The organism is Euryhalocaulis caribicus, assembly GCF_000412185.1.
Taxonomy (GTDB): domain Bacteria; phylum Pseudomonadota; class Alphaproteobacteria; order Caulobacterales; family Maricaulaceae; genus Euryhalocaulis; species Euryhalocaulis caribicus.
In genome coordinates this window covers 21,301-35,074 of sequence record NZ_ASJA01000010.1, presented here as the reverse complement: position 1 = coordinate 35,074, position 13,774 = coordinate 21,301, and the positions used below count along the sequence as shown (strand labels likewise).

The 13,774-nt window shown below is 59.4% G+C and carries 11 protein-coding genes; all 11 read left to right on the top strand.

The annotated features are described in order from the left end of the window. Positions 1-11: 11 nt before the first annotated feature. The 11 genes from L338_RS09465 (at position 12) to L338_RS09425 (ending at position 13,618) form a co-directional block, all read left to right on the top strand. Positions 12-335, top strand: coding sequence for a heavy-metal-associated domain-containing protein (locus L338_RS09465; protein WP_022698135.1), 324 nt, complete (start codon positions 12-14; stop codon positions 333-335). Then, complete coding sequence (locus tag L338_RS18110; protein ID WP_081639561.1) at positions 335-568, top strand: GDCCVxC domain-containing (seleno)protein; 234 nt, start codon at positions 335-337, stop codon at positions 566-568. The genes L338_RS09465 and L338_RS18110 overlap by 1 nt, the downstream gene beginning before the upstream one ends. Then, on the top strand, positions 565-1,965 hold the full coding sequence (locus tag L338_RS09460) for a dihydrolipoyl dehydrogenase family protein (protein WP_051122757.1): 1,401 nt from the start codon (positions 565-567) through the stop codon (positions 1,963-1,965). Before L338_RS18110 ends, L338_RS09460 begins: the two co-directional genes overlap by 4 nt. 88 nt (positions 1,966-2,053) lie before the next feature. Further along, positions 2,054-2,482 (top strand): MerR family DNA-binding protein, encoded by a 429-nt coding sequence (locus L338_RS09455; protein ID WP_022698133.1) that lies wholly within the window; start codon positions 2,054-2,056, stop codon positions 2,480-2,482. A gap of 56 nt (positions 2,483-2,538) precedes the next feature. Then, positions 2,539-2,865 (top strand): four-helix bundle copper-binding protein, encoded by a 327-nt coding sequence (locus L338_RS18260; RefSeq protein WP_479682465.1) that lies wholly within the window; start codon positions 2,539-2,541, stop codon positions 2,863-2,865. A 751-nt stretch (positions 2,866-3,616) separates the two neighbouring features. Beyond that, on the top strand, positions 3,617-3,970 hold the full coding sequence (locus L338_RS09450) for a hypothetical protein (RefSeq protein ID WP_022698132.1): 354 nt from the start codon (positions 3,617-3,619) through the stop codon (positions 3,968-3,970). Between the two features lie 116 nt (positions 3,971-4,086). Continuing rightward, a complete protein-coding gene (locus L338_RS09445) occupies positions 4,087-5,328 on the top strand; it encodes a TolC family protein (protein WP_161624617.1) in 1,242 nt (413 codons plus the stop codon). Further along, positions 5,325-6,944 carry an efflux RND transporter periplasmic adaptor subunit gene (locus tag L338_RS09440; protein ID WP_081639559.1) on the top strand — a complete coding sequence of 540 codons (1,620 nt, stop codon included), beginning with the start codon at positions 5,325-5,327 and terminating at the stop codon, positions 6,942-6,944. Before L338_RS09445 ends, L338_RS09440 begins: the two co-directional genes overlap by 4 nt. Beyond that, entirely contained in the window at positions 6,941-10,093 is a 3,153-nt protein-coding gene (locus tag L338_RS09435) for an efflux RND transporter permease subunit (RefSeq protein ID WP_022698129.1), read from the top strand. The genes L338_RS09440 and L338_RS09435 overlap by 4 nt, the downstream gene beginning before the upstream one ends. Before the next feature lie 213 nt (positions 10,094-10,306). Continuing rightward, positions 10,307-12,841, top strand: coding sequence for an NAD-dependent epimerase/dehydratase family protein (locus tag L338_RS09430; RefSeq protein WP_022698128.1), 2,535 nt, complete (start codon positions 10,307-10,309; stop codon positions 12,839-12,841). 75 nt (positions 12,842-12,916) lie between these two features. Beyond that, a complete protein-coding gene (locus L338_RS09425) occupies positions 12,917-13,618 on the top strand; it encodes an IS6 family transposase (protein WP_022698127.1) in 702 nt (233 codons plus the stop codon). Positions 13,619-13,774 lie beyond the last annotated feature (156 nt).

The window sequence follows — 13,774 nt, the reverse complement described above, 5'->3', positions numbered from 1 at the left end:
AAGGAAACCCGATGATCAAAACGCTCATTCTTCCACTTGCGCTGGCCGCTCCGGCTCTGGCAGCCGCGCCGCCTCCAGCCAGCGCTGCGGGCCTTGAGGCGAGCGCAGCCGTTCAAACTCAAAGGGTCAAATTCGCGATTGAAAACATGACATGCGCCACCTGTCCGATCACGGTTAAAACCGCCATAAAACGGGTGCGCGGCGTGCAATCTGTCGAAATCGATTTCGAGCAGAAGACCGCCATTGTCCTTTTCGACCCGTCTGTCGCGACCGTTTCAGATATCGCCAGCGCCTCCACGAAGGCCGGGTATCCGGCGCAGGCGATCGAAACCTGATGACGCGCCTGTCGACCATCACCTGCCCTGATTGCGGTCATCCGGAGCAGGAAACCATGCCTCTTGATGCATGCCAGTTTTTCTATGACTGCAAGGGGTGCGGCGCGCTTCTTCGGCCTGAGAATGGCGATTGCTGCGTATTTTGTTCCTACGGAACGGTCCCCTGCCCGCCGATCCAGGCCGCGCGGGCGGGAGGGGAACCGGCATGCTGCCCCGCGGAGGGAAATTCATGACTCGGGAATTCGATCTTGTCGTCATCGGCGTCGGTATGGCCTCGGTGAATGCGGCGCGTAAATGCGCTTCAGCCGGATGGTCGGTCGCTGTCATTGATGAACTTCCCTATGGGGGAACCTGCGCACTTCGGGGCTGTGATCCGAAGAAAATGCTGCGGCGGGGCGCCGAAATCATCGACGGGGCCGCGCGCATGGAAGGCAACGGCGTAACGCCATCGGGCCTGAAAATCGATTGGCCGGAACTTGTCGCCTTCAAAAATTCCTTCACCGCCAAAATGCCGGACCGCATCGAAACCGGGCTGGAATCTCAGGGAATAACAACGTTCCATGGCCGGGCGCGCTTTTGCGCCGAAGACGCTCTGGAGCTTGAGGACGGTTCGGTTATCAGAGGCGGCAAAATTCTCATTGCGTCTGGAGCCAAACCACGCTCCCTCGACTTTGAGGGCGCCGGGCATCTTGTCGACAGCACGGCGTTCATGGAGCTCTATACCTTGCCTGACCGGATAGTTTTTGTAGGCGGCGGGTTTGTTTCATTTGAGTCCGCCCATATCGCGGCCCGCGCTGGATCGGAGACGCTAATAATCGATCATGGCGACCGCCCCTTGAAGGCCTTTGATCCCGATCTGGTGGATCGCTTGGTTCAGCGTGGGCGTAAGGCGGGCGTTGGTTTTCAGTCACAAACCGAAATCTGCTCTGTCGAAGCGTCGGGAAGGGATTTCCGGGTCACGCTGTCAAAGGACGGACATGAAGAAACCGTCAGCGCCAACCTTGTCGTGCACGGCGCGGGCAGGGTTCCCATGCTCGACGCCTTGGATCTGGAAAAGGGCGGTGTGGAATGGACCGAAAGCGGCGTATCGGTGACTGAACATCTGCAAAGCGTTTCAAATCCCGGAGTCTATGCGGCGGGCGACGCGGCGGATACGGCGGGCGCGCCCTTGACTCCGGTCGCAGTGATAGAGGGCAAGGTCGCCGCCTCGAACATGTTGAAAGGCAATCAGACCAAACCGGATTATCACGGCGTTCCGTCTGCCGTATTCACGATCCCCGAGCTTGCCAGAGTGGGTTTGTCGGAAAAGAAAGCGCAGGCGCGCGGTAACGCCCGGACCGAGTTCAACGATACGTCTGGTTGGTATTCAAATCTCCGGGTCGGAGAAACCTGCGCGGCGGCCAAAGTGATCATTGATGATGACACCGATGAAATTCTTGGCGCCCATCTATTGGGTCCCGGCTACAGCGAACTCATCAATATTTTTGCGCTTGCGATGCAAACGGGATTGAAATCGGCCGATCTGAAAAGATTGACCAGCGCCTATCCGTCCGTGGGATCGGATTTAGGGTCGATGCTCATAGCCCCTAAGCCCCATAAAAGCCGCCGCTCTCTAAAAACAGTGGATTAAATTGATTCCTCACTCAAAGCCCCAAGGGATTATAAGGATAATTGAGCAAAATTGACGACATTAATCCGATGAAGACGAGCAGCAGACAATGGCTAAGTCACTGACGATTGGGCGAGCCGCCAGACAGGCTGGTGTCAGCGTCGAGACAATTCGGTTTTACGAACGCAAAGGGTTGCTCGAACAGCCGGCGCGCCCTGCGGGTGGGGGCTATCGCGCCTATCCCGCTGACGCCATCCGTAAATTGCAATTTATCAAACAGGCTCAGGGCTTGGGTTTTTCTCTACGCGAAATCCATGACCTTCTTGCATTGAGAAGCGACCCTGCGGCCCAGTGCGACGAAGTTCGCGCCAAGACCCAGACCAAGCTTGAGGATGTGGAGAAAAAGATCGCTCGCCTTCAAGCAATGAGGGACGCGCTTGTCGCCATGGTTGAGTCTTGTCCGCGAGAAGGGGCCGCCTCGGATCGCTGCACAATACTAAAATTTCTTGATTCAGAAGGTTTGTCGGACGTCGCTTGACTCCGGTCCACGGTACGGACGTTAGGAGTTGGAACTCCTGATTAGGTATTTTGGAGATGACGATGAACGAACCGATACTAAACGAGTGTGTCCAGGCGTGCCTGGATTGTGTGGAGTCTTGCGAAACCTGTGTCGATTGCTGCATTGGCGAGCGCGAAATGACGGCTTGTCTGCGTTTGTGCCTGGATTGCGCAGAGATTTGCCAGGCGACCGCCCGCGCCGTTGCGCGTCATTCGCCTCTAGCCGGCAAATGGCGCGCCTTTTGCGCAGAGATTTGCGCAGCATGCGCCGCTGAATGCGATAAGCACGATCAGGCGGCCTGTCAGCGCTGCGCTGAAGCTTGTCGTCATTGCGCCGATATATGCCGTAAGGCTGCAGCGTGATGGCGGGCGCTCATAAAATGAAGCCTCGGGCTTGACCCCGTATGACGGTACGGACTGTATAAAAAGACATCACTGATCAAAAAGGAGGTGAACATGCGTAAATTCACCATTGCCGCTGGCGCATTGATTGCGCTCGCCATTCCGGTTGCAGCATTCGCTGGGCCAATGCTGACGGGCTGTCCACTCTGTCCGTGAATGAAACCCCGTGAAGGAGGCGCATCCGAGTCGATGTTCCTCCTTCACTGCAGGTGTTAATGCTTCACGCATTCGCATCCGATATAGTGATGATATGATCCGGCTTGTTCTCTCCCTGCTTCTGGCGGCGGTTTTCGCCAGCGCCCCTGTTTTCCAGGCGCGTGCGGAGTTCATATCTACATTCTCAAGTCCGGTCCTCTCAGGCCATTCAGGCGCTATGGAATCCATGGAGGAATGCGATCATTGCGATAAATGCGATGTCAGGGCCTCGATGCCGGATTGCGCGACACCGTGTCTGTTGAGCTGCACTGGCGGCTTATGGTCCGCCGCGCTTCTTTCCGCTTCTTCGGACGATATTCTCTTTGCGCCCCATTCATTTAATTGGCCCGGTCCGACTCGCCGGGGCGACTCACTATTAAATACTGATCCACCGCCTCCTCGACTCCAGACGTCGTGATCTTTGTCCGCAGGCCGCGAGCTTTAGCCTCCGTCCCGGATTCAACCGACTTTCTGGAAACTGAATGTGCTCCGTAGACGGGGCATGAGGAGACGAACCATGAACTCCACGATCACGCTGGCCGCTGCGGCGGCCCTGACTACGATTTTCGCAGTCCAAGCGGCGGCGCAGGACGCTTCCGCCCGGGACGCCGCTGCCGAGAATGCGCGGGAACGCGCGCCACAAGCGAACGATGCACCTGCGCCAACGATGAAGAAGGACGGCGATTCCGGCATGATGGAGCGGATGACCGATAACGGGATGACGAACGGGTCCGGTATGATGATGGATTCGGACGCCATAACCGAGGAGGGGCGTCAGGCTATGTCCGACATGATGAAGAGCTGCCGTCGCATGATGATGGCGATGTCGGAGTCCGGTTCTGAGGATCACGAAAACGGGATTCGTCAGTAGGCGCCCCTCCGGTCCAGGACATCCGAAAAAAGTCTCTGGATCTGAACGATGGCTGCGTAGGGCGCCTTTGAAGCGCGTCCATGCAGCTTGCCCGGTCATCAGTGCAGGACACCACCATGACTATGTTTTCTGGAGCGGCGCTCGCCTGGGCGCTCGCCGGCGCCGCGCCTGCGGCGGAATTCCCGCCGCCATTGCGCTTTGAGGAGGCTGTAGCCATCGCCTTGAGCGCCCGCGACCCGGCTGCTGAGCGATTTGAAGCGAAAGCCGAGGCGCTGGAAGACCGCGCCGTCGCCGAGGCCCAGCTTCCCGATCCAACCGCACGCGTCGGTCTTGCGAATTTCCCGGTCGATACGTTTGCTTTTGATCAGGAACCGATGACGCAAATTCAGGCTGGTTTTCGGCAAGAGTTTCCCAAGGGCGGCACGCTGGCGCTCAACGGCGAACGCCGCCGCGCCGAGGCCGAGGGCGAAAGAGAGCGTAAAGCGCTGACCCTTCGCCGGATCGAGCTTGAGACCAGGCTGGCCTGGCTGGACCGTTATTACTGGACCAAGGCGCAGGACTATATCCGCCAGAGCCGTGAAGCGGTGGATGAGCTGATTGATTCATTAAGCGCGGCGTTCGCCTCCGGACTTATGACCAGCCAGGACGTATTGCGCGCGGAGCTGGAGCTCGCCCTGCTTGACGACCGTCTGGCGGAATTGCGCCGGCAGGAGGCGACCGCGCAGGCTGTGCTTGCCCGATATGTGGGCGAGGCTACGGCGCGGCCCATGCCCGCCGCGATGCCCCAACTTGCGGAACCGCCATCTCTCGAAATCATGGAAACCGCACTGGCTGGTCATCCCGCCATACGTCTGAAAAATGCTGAAGTTCTGGCGCAGGACATTGATACCGAGATTGCAGAGGAAGCCTACAAGCCATCGTGGGCGCTGGAGGGCGGCTACGGTTTGCGCGGCGGCGGAAGAGCTGATTTTGCCAGCGTCGGCGTCAGCGTCTCGATTCCGCTTTTCACCAACAAGCGGCAAGACAAAAAACTTTCGGCGGAGATCAAGGAACGCGGCGCGGCCGAGTTGGCCCGTTCGGCGGAACTGCTTGATCTGCGCCGCGATCTGGGCCGCGCCTATGCGGACTGGACCGGGCTGCAGGCGCGCATCGACCTCTATGACCGGGCAGTGACAGTTCGCGCCGGGGAAACCGCGGAGGCCTCGATAACCGCCTATGGCGGTGGAAACGCCGATTTCCCCGAACTGATCCGCAGCCAGCTCGCCGAGCTCGATGCGGAACTCAATCGACTGAAGCTCCGCGTCGATCAGGCCAAAGCCTGGGCCGAGATCGACTATCTCACGGGAGGCGCGCCATGAGCCCGTCACGCATCACCTTGATCACAGTCTTGCTGGCCGCCGCGGCTGCGAGCGGATACCTCTCCGCGCGTCTGACCGGCGGTGTACCTCAGTCTTCCGGGATGGAAATGGATGAACAGCCGGACGGCGGCGATAGAGGCCCCGGCGGCGGCAAACCACAAGCGCGTGAAATTCTGTACTGGAAAGCGCCGATGGATCCGAGCTATCGGCGCGATGAGCCGGGCAAGTCGCCCATGGGGATGGATCTGGTTCCTGTCTATGCCGATGAAGCGGGCGCGGCGGAGGGCGATGAACCGGCGCTCCGCATCAATCCGGCCGTGGTCAACAATATCGGCGTGCGCACCGCGACTGCCGCGCGGGAGGATTTGTCAGAACGCATCGAGACAGTGGGCTATGTAACCGCCAACGAAGATCAGGAATCGGTCGTCACTGTGCGGTCTGAAGGCTGGGTAGAGCGCTTGACCGTGGCGTCGATGGGCGCGCGCGTCCAGCGCGGCGACCTGCTGTTCCAGCTCTACTCGCCGAAGCTGGTCAGTGCGCAATCTGAATATCTCCAGGCGCGCCGTCTTGGCAGACCGGCCTTGACCGGGGCCGCCACCGAGCGGTTGCGGTCCCTCGGAATGACGCAAGCCCAGATCGAAAGCCTAGCCTCATCCGGCGCGACGCGCCGGTCAATCCCGGTCTATGCGCCGCAAAACGGCGTGGTCACCGAAATGAATGTCCGCGAAGGCGCGCAGTTGATGCCGGGTCAGACTGCAATGCGTCTGGCTGATCTTTCCACGGTCTGGGTGATCGCCGACGTTTTCGAGAGCGCGGCGGGAACAGTCGCCGAAGGGCAGGACGCGACCATGACCTTGGCTTCGTTTCCTAGCGAGCGCTGGTCCGGCGAGGTCGATTATGTTTATCCCACGGCCGATGCCGACGCGCGGACCGTACGGGTCCGCCTGCGGTTTTCGAATTCTGACGGCCGTTTGAAGCCGAATATGTACGCCAATATCAGGCTGGAGAGCGGCGACACGCCGGCAGGCGCCGGAGTGACTATTCCGCAAGCGGCTTTGATCCGTGGCGCTGACGGCGACCGGGTTATCTTAGCGCTGGGCGCGGGCCGCTTCCGGCCAGCGCAGGTTACAGCCGGCGCCAGCGCCGGAGATCGTGTGGAAATCCTCTCCGGCCTCGCTGAGGGCGAGAGGGTCGTCGTCTCGGGCCAGTTCCTGATCGACTCCGAAGCCAGCCTGGACGCCGCCCTGATGCGGCTCGATACGCCGGGTTTCGAGGAACCCGGGGAGAAGTCCGGTCTTCCGAGAGAGATGTCCATGGACAAGATGAACATGGATCAGCCGGATTCAGGCGGCATGGGAATGGACGTCTCCGCGGCGGCGGAGGGCGTTGGCGTGCTAAACGCAGTCGATGCGCAAGCCCGGACCGTCAATCTTTCTCACGAGCCGATTCCCGCCATCGGGTGGCCCGCCATGCGTATGGACTTTGAGGTCGCTCCGGATGTGGTCCTGGGCGACATCGAAACTGGCGACCAGGTCGAGTTCAGTCTGCAAGAAACTGGCGAGAGCTACACGGTCACCGCCATAGCGCCCGCAGTCGCAGGGGAGGCGGAACAATGATCGGCTCACTGATCCGCTGGTCGATCGCCAACCGTTTGCTGGTGATCGTCATTGCCCTGCTGATCGGGGGCTGGGGCGTTCAGTCGTTGCGTACGACGCCGCTGGACGCCATTCCCGACCTCTCCGACGTCCAAGTCATCGTCAAGACCACCTATCCCGGCCAGGCACCGCAAGTGGTGGAGGACCAGGTCACTTATCCGCTCGCCACCGCCATGCTCGCGGTCCCCGGCGCGAAGACCGTGCGCGGCTATTCATTTTTCAACGATTCTTATGTCTATGTGATCTTCGAGGAGGGGACCGATCTCTATTGGGCGCGCTCACGCGTTCTGGAATATCTCAGTCAGGTCGCGCCACAGCTTCCCGACGAAACCGAACCGGCGCTTGGTCCGGACGCAACCGGCGTGGGCTGGATCTTTCAATACGCTCTTGTCGACCGGACCGGACACCACGATTTGGCCGAGCTGCGCGCCATTCAGGACTGGTTTCTGAAATACGAGCTTCAGACCGTGGAGGGTGTCTCCGAGGTTGCCGCCATCGGCGGCATGGTGAAGCAGTATCAGGTTGTCGCCGACCCCAACAAGTTGCGCGCCTATGGCCTGCCGCTGTCGCGGGTCCGCGAAGCGATCCAGCAAGGCAATATGGAGACTGGCGGACGGGTGATCGAAATGGCCGAGGCGGAATATATGGTCCGCGCCAGCGGCTATATCAATTCCATCAAGGATCTGGAGCAGATACCGCTGAAAGTCAGCGCAGACGGCGCGCCAGTGCTTCTGAAAGATGTCGCGAACATCCGGCTGGGGCCGGAACTGAGACGCGGCGTTGGTGAACTCAATGGCCAGGGAGAGGCGGCCGGCGGCGTGGTCATCATGCGATGGGGTGGCAATGCGCTGGCGACTATCGACCGCGTCAAGGAGAAGCTGGAACAGCTCGAAACCGGACTCCCGGATGGTGTTGAGATCGTCACGACCTATGACCGATCCGGTCTGATTGAGCGCGCCATCGATACGCTCAGCGAGAAACTGATCGAGGAATTTATCATTGTGGCGCTGGTCTGCGCCCTGTTCCTGTTTCATCTGCGCTCGGCGCTGGTGGTGGCGATCAGCTTGCCGCTTGGCGTCCTGGGCGCTTTCATCGTGATGAACGCACAAGGGCTCAACGCCAACATCATGTCGCTGGGCGGCATCGCCATCGCTGTCGGCGCCATGGTCGACGCCACCATCGTCATGATCGAGAATGTTCACGCTCGACTGGAGGGCAAGGAGGTTTCGGGTCGCGAGCGTTGGCGCCTCATCGGCGAAGCGTGCGTGGAGGTCGGCCCGCCGCTCTTCTTCTCTCTGCTGATCATCACGCTGAGTTTCATGCCGATCTTCGCTCTGGAAGCGCAGGAAGGGCGGATGTTCAAACCGCTCGCCTTCACCAAGACCTATGCAATGGCTGCGGCGACCGCGCTGTCAGTAACCCTGGTTCCAGTACTGATTGGTCTTCTGGTTCGGGGAAAAATTGCGCCCGAGCACAAAAACCCAGTCAATCGTGTTTTAACAGCGGCCTACCGGCCCGTGATCGGTTTTACCACGGCGCGCCCCTGGATCACGTTGGGGCTGGCGGGGCTGGTTATGGCCACCGCCCTGATTCCGGCGAGCCGGCTGGGCGCAGAGTTCATGCCCGACCTCAATGAAGGGGATCTTCTTTATATGCCCAGCGCCTATCCGGCGGTATCCGTGGGCAAAATGTCCCAGATCCTGCAACAGACGGACAAGTTGATCGCGACAATCCCCGAGGTCGAGACGGTTTACGGCAAAGCAGGACGCGCCGAGACAGCGACTGATCCGGCCCCTCTGACCATGATCGAGACGACCATCCAGCTCAAACCGCGTGAAGAATGGCGCGAGGGTGTGACGCTGGACTCGCTGAAGGCGGAGCTGAACGAACTGGTGCAGGTGCCCAGCCTCACCAACGTCTGGACCATGCCGATCAAGAATCGCATCGATATGCTGGCGACCGGCATCAAGACTCCGGTCGGAGTCAAGATCGCCGGTCCGGATCTGGAAACGATCGGTGAAATTGGCCGGCGCATCGAGGATGTTGTCGGCGAGGTTCCCGGAACCGCCTCGGTCTATTCCGAACGCGTCACGGGCGGGCGTTTTATCGATATCGATGTGGACCGGGAAGCGGCGGCCCGCTTCGGGTTGAATGTGTCCGATGCGCATGATGTCGTTCGCACCGCTATTGGCGGTATGACCATAAGCCAGAGCGTGGAAGGTCTTCAGCGTTTCCCGATCAATCTGCGTTATCCGCGCGAGATGCGTGATTCTCCGCAGGACTTGCGAAGTCTTCCCATCGTCACCCCGATGGGAGCGGAGATTCCGCTCGGCCGCATCGCCGCGATCCAGGTAACGGAAGGGCCGGGCATGATCCGCAGCGAAAACGCCCGTCAAACCGGCTGGGTCTATATCGATGTCGCGGGCCGCGATCTCGGTTCCTTCGTGGCCGATGCTCGCGAAACGGTCGCCAGCGACATCGAGCTTCCCGCCGGCTACTCCATCGTCTGGTCGGGACAGTATGAATATATGCAGCGCGCCAAGCAGCGCTTCGCCCTGGTCGTGCCGGTGATGGTCGCGATCATCATGCTGTTGCTCTTCCTTAATTTCCGCAACATCGCCGATGTCCTGATCATCATGGGGACCTTGCCGCTGGCGCTGGTGGGCGGGCTCTGGCTGATGTTCCTGGCCGGTTTTAATCTCTCCGTCGCGGTCGCGGTCGGTTTCATTGCTCTCGCGGGAGTCGCCGTCGAGATTGGCGTCCTGATGATCATGTACCTGCGTCAGGAGCTGACGGCTGCGGAAAAGCGGGCCGCCACCCAAGGCCGCAAACTGGAAGCCGGGGAGTTGGTGGAGGCAATTCGTCGGGGCGCCCTTCGCCGGCTGCGTCCGATCATGATGACCTTCTCAGTAATCGTCGCCGGTCTCCTGCCCATCATGTACGGCCACGGGACGGGTTCGGAGATCATGCGCCGGATCGCTGCCCCCATGATCGGCGGCATCGTCAGCGCTACGTTATTGGCGTTGGTCGTAGTGCCGGCTGTCTATCTGCTGTGGCGGCGGCGGGCGCTTTCAGTCGGATTGGGACCGGTGGAGAGACCGGAACAGTAAGCAATCCCACCAAGTTTAATTAGTCAAAGGAACCAAGCCAATGATGAATAGTTGTATGATGATGGCGCCTTTGGGAATGTTGTTTGTCACGCTGGTGTTTGTGTTCGCTGTCATCGGCGTAATTGCGACTGTACGATTTTTAACGAGTCGGGTCAGACGCGCCGATAGAAGCTGATCCGGATTTCAGGACGGCTTCAGCCGGGAGCAAATCATTTGGAAGAGAACCGAAAAGACATAGTGATTGTAACGGGCTCCAGTGGATATATCGGTTCGGAGGTCGTAAAGCGGTTAGCAGGTGATTATCAGGTTATAGGTTTTGACAGAGACACGCCGCCACACCCGCCAGCCGAGGCTGAATGCGTCTGTTTCGACATTACCGATGAAACCAGCATTGAGGCCGCGTTCCAGCGGGTGCGGACCGCTTATGGCGATCGCATTGCTTCGGTCATCCATCTCGCCTCTTATTTCGATCTGACCGGCGAGCCTAACCCGAAATATGACGCCGTGACGGTGAAGGGAACGGAAAGTCTTCTCGCCGCGCTTCAGGACTTCCAGGTCGAGCAATTCGTTTTCGCCAGCACGATGCTCGTTCATGCGCCCACGCGACCGGGTTGTCCGATCAATGAGGGCGCGCCGATGGACGACGAGCTCCCTTACCGGGAATCCAAAATCAAGACCGAAAAATTGATACGGGAACAGCGGGGCGACATTCCCGCGGTCTTTCTCCGGCCCGCCGGCTTGTATGACGGGCAGGGACACTCGGCTTTTCTGGCCCAACAAATCGCTCGAATTTACGAAAAGCGTACGAGTTCACGCGTCTATCCTGGCGATTTATCCGCCGGTCAGCCCTACCTGCATATAGACGATCTACTGGATGCGATTATGGCGGTCATCCAGCGTCGGGCGTCGCTGCCTCCCGAACTTCCTGTTTTGCTGGGCGAAGATGACGTCATGACCTACGGCGAAGTCCAGAAATCTCTGGGCCGGTTGATCCACGATGAGGACTGGAAAACGCAAACGCTTCCTAAAGCGGCGGCCAAGGCCGGGGCTTGGGCAGAACATGAAATCTTTGATGAGGACGCCTTCATCCGACCCTGGATGGTGGAAATTTCGGATCACCATTATGAACTCGATCTCTCCGCAGCGCAGGAGAACCTCGACTGGCGGCCGAAGCGCAGCCTCAGAAAGAAACTCCCGGAAATAATCGCCAATCTGAAATCCGACCCTTTCGCTTGGTATCGCGAGAACGGACTTAACGCTTCGCGGGTCGCCGAGGACAAAGTCGAAACAGCGACCCAACAGGCCGAGACGGCCTCAAAGACGTCGGATATGAAACAACATAACGAAGACATGCGGCGCATGCACTTCAACATGCTCTGGGTTCACTGGCTGACGATGGGGCTTGGCCTGTGGCTTGCGACCGTTCCCTTCGTCTTCGGACTTTTCAACCAGACCGAATTCTCAGCGGCCGTTCTACGGGTCACCGCCGAGCGAGATCTATGGGAGCCGGCGACACGCAGCGTATTGACCGGCTGGAATAACGTAATTGCCGGCGTGCTAATCATGTTTTTTGCCGGTCTGTCGCTGAAACCGGGGAATGGCTGGGCCCAATGGGCCAACACCTGCATCGGAATATGGCTGCTAGGCGCGCCGCTGCTTTTCTGGACTCCCCACGCGGCGGTCTACGCCAACGACACTTTCGTTGGCGCCCTGATCATCGCGTTGACTATCCTTATCCCGATGATGCCGGGAATGGCCCCGGAAGGGATGATGGACGATACCGACGTGCCGCCGGGTTGGTCGTATTCGCCATCAACCTATCTTCAGCGCTTGCCAATTATTGCACTAGGCGCTGTCGGTTTTACGCTCTCCCGCATTCTGACAGCCTATCAACTCGGTCATGTAGAGACCGTATGGGAGCCGTTCTTTGATGTGCCGGGACCGCTTAACGGCAGCGAGGACATCATTACTTCGGAAGTTTCCAAGGCATGGCCGGTCGCAGATGGCGGCATTGGGGCCATGAGCTATATGTTCGAGATTCTCATGGGCGCGATGGGCGGACGCGCCCGTTGGCGCACCATGCCGTGGATGGTCACGCTGTTCGGTATCGTCGTGGTTCCTCTCGGCGTCATCAGCATCTATTTCATTATTATTCAGCCCATCGTGATCGGCACGTATTGCACCGTCTGTCTGATGGCGGCTTTGGCGATGCTAATCATGATTCCCTATTCGCTCGACGAACTTGTGGCGATGGGGCAGTTCCTGGTCTGGAACACCAAGCGCGGGCGTCCCTTCTGGCGCGTCTTCTTTCGCGGCGACGCTCTGCCGGGCAGCGGCAAGGACCGGCTGCCCGGTTTTGAATCCGGTTTTCGCTCATCTTTCGCTTCGGCGCTGCGGGGCGTGAGTCTGTCTTGGCCGCTTCTTATCAGCGCCTTCCTCGGTGGGTGGGTGATGATTTCCCGTCTCGTTTTCGATGTTCAATCCCCCTTGGCCGACAGCGACCATCTTGTTGGTGCGCTTGTCATGACCGTGGCGATAATCGCCATGGCGGAAGTCGCCCGGCCTGTGCGTTTCCTTAACATCGTGTTCGGCGTCTGGCTCGTCGCCGCGCCCTGGATGCTTGAGGGCGGTGCAATTCCGGTTTCAATAAACGATGTGGTCTCTGGCCTAGCCCTGATCGCGCTGAGCCTGCCGCGGGGTGCGCGTAGCAACGAACACTATGGAGGATGGGACAGATTTATTGTGTGACACGGGTAGTGTCAGAGGGGCATTGTCAGAGGAAACTAGGTTGATCGACTGACTGCATGCCAATAGCGTTTCCGCATGGCCAACCTATTCCGATATTTCAAGACCTCGCCGGAGGTGATCCGTCTTGCGGTGATGCTCTATGTCCGGTTTCCGCTCTCGCTGCGGAACGTAGAGGATCTCCTGCACGAACGCGGCATTGATATCAGCCATGAGACGGTGCGGTGCTGGTGGAACCGGTTCGGCCCGATGTTCGCCGGCGAGATCAGGAAGAAGCGGGCGCAGCAGATGCGCTCGTTTCCGCAGTGGCAATGGCATCTGGACGAAATGTTCGTGAAGATTCGTGGCGAAACGCATTATCTCTGGCGCGCGGTCGATCACGAGGGCGAGGTGCTGGAAGCCTATGTGTCGAAGACGCGGGATCGCAAGGCGGCGCTTCGCTTCCTTCGCAAGGCAATGAAGCACTACGGCGAACCGCGCGCCATCGTCACCGACAAGCTTCGGTCTTACGGTGCTGCGTTGCGGGAGCTGGGCCTGGAAGGTCGCCACGAGGCCGGCCGCTGGCTCAACAATCGCGCTGAAAACTCGCACCTCCCATTACGAAGACGGGAGCGGGCGATGTTGCGGTTCCGGCGGATGCGAAGTCTGCAGAAATTCGCCGCCGTCCATTCTTCCGTCTTCAACCACTTCAACCACGACCGCCATATCAACCGCCGCTCAGCGTTCAAGGATCATCGCGCCGCCGCTCTTGCCGAGTGGCGTCAGCTTGGCGCGGCCTAATGCTGACGCATCCTGACTCTACGGAGACCGGTTCGCATTCGCCTGACAGCACCGCCATCCAGTCACGCCAAACTTCCCAGAATTGCAGACCTGACGAAACCCGCCGACATTTCGGCGGGTTAAAGAGCGTTTGCCCTATGTATCCGCGCCAGAGAG

Bases quoted from the DNA above. Each gene is read 5' to 3' on its own strand.
- L338_RS09465 (WP_022698135.1), top strand. From the start codon at position 12: ATGATCAAAACGCTCATTCTTCCACTTGCGCTGGCCGCTCCGGCTCTG.
- L338_RS18110 (WP_081639561.1), top strand. From the start codon at position 335: ATGACGCGCCTGTCGACCATCACCTGCCCTGATTGCGGTCATCCGGAG.
- L338_RS09460 (WP_051122757.1), top strand. From the start codon at position 565: ATGACTCGGGAATTCGATCTTGTCGTCATCGGCGTCGGTATGGCCTCG.
- L338_RS09455 (WP_022698133.1), top strand. From the start codon at position 2,054: ATGGCTAAGTCACTGACGATTGGGCGAGCCGCCAGACAGGCTGGTGTC.
- L338_RS18260 (WP_479682465.1), top strand. From the start codon at position 2,539: ATGACGATGAACGAACCGATACTAAACGAGTGTGTCCAGGCGTGCCTG.
- L338_RS09450 (WP_022698132.1), top strand. From the start codon at position 3,617: ATGAACTCCACGATCACGCTGGCCGCTGCGGCGGCCCTGACTACGATT.
- L338_RS09445 (WP_161624617.1), top strand. From the start codon at position 4,087: ATGACTATGTTTTCTGGAGCGGCGCTCGCCTGGGCGCTCGCCGGCGCC.
- L338_RS09440 (WP_081639559.1), top strand. From the start codon at position 5,325: ATGAGCCCGTCACGCATCACCTTGATCACAGTCTTGCTGGCCGCCGCG.
- L338_RS09435 (WP_022698129.1), top strand. From the start codon at position 6,941: ATGATCGGCTCACTGATCCGCTGGTCGATCGCCAACCGTTTGCTGGTG.
- L338_RS09425 (WP_022698127.1), top strand. From the start codon at position 12,917: ATGGCCAACCTATTCCGATATTTCAAGACCTCGCCGGAGGTGATCCGT.